The 722-nt window shown below is 68.8% G+C and carries 2 protein-coding genes; both read right to left on the reverse strand.

Annotated features, from left to right (window positions below; translation table 11 throughout):
• The coding region (locus AC1DRF_RS30910) for a flavodoxin family protein (protein WP_477742690.1) at window positions 1–437 on the reverse strand (437 nt) is incomplete at its 3' end.
• Window positions 438–459: 22 nt separating this feature from the next.
• On the reverse strand, window positions 460–722 hold a 263-nt coding region (locus tag AC1DRF_RS30915; RefSeq protein WP_477742691.1), incomplete at its 5' end, for a hypothetical protein.

Raw genomic sequence — 722 nt, forward strand, 5'->3', positions numbered from 1 at the left:
CGTTCGAGGTCAGCGAACGCCGCGTCTGCCGTCGGGCCGCCGGCCGTGCAGAAGAACGCGACTTGCGGCGCGCGCGCGACATGGCGCCTGGCGAACGTGCGTACCGGCRTGGCCATCCGTCCGGCCCAGATCGGGCCGCCGATGATGACGATGTCGTAGCATGCCGGATCGCGATTGGGCGGCAGGACGGGCGTGGACCGCCGGACAATCGCATCGAAGAGCGCGCGAAAGACGCCTGCCAGGCCTTGTCGCATGCGCGGCTCCCGGATCTGTTCGATGTCGGCGCCCGTCGCGCGGCGGATTTCGTTGGCGATGGCCCGCGTGCGCCCGGTCATGGAGTAGTAGACGACGAGGATGCTTGCGGCCATGGCGGGATCTCCATCGGGAATGGGCCCATCGTTGCGCACGGGCGCGACGCGCACCTTGATCTGCGTCAAGAGCGCCTCCGCTTGGCCCCGGTCACGGCGATGCCGGGCGAAAGTCGGACGAATGCGCGGCCTTGCGCCTGCGCCGCACGACCCGTACCAACTCGAACAACGTCACACCCGCGACCAACAGCACCGGCACGTTCAACACACCCGACCCGCGCATCGCGTCGGGAAAGAATTTGGCCTGCCCGAAGAACAACGACGCGGTCGCGATCCACAGGCCCGTGCCCATCCGCCACAGATGGCGCACCAGGCGTTGCGCACCTTCGATGCGGCCGGCGAGCAGCAGGCGAC

The organism is Priestia sp. P5_B4, from assembly GCF_056400385.1.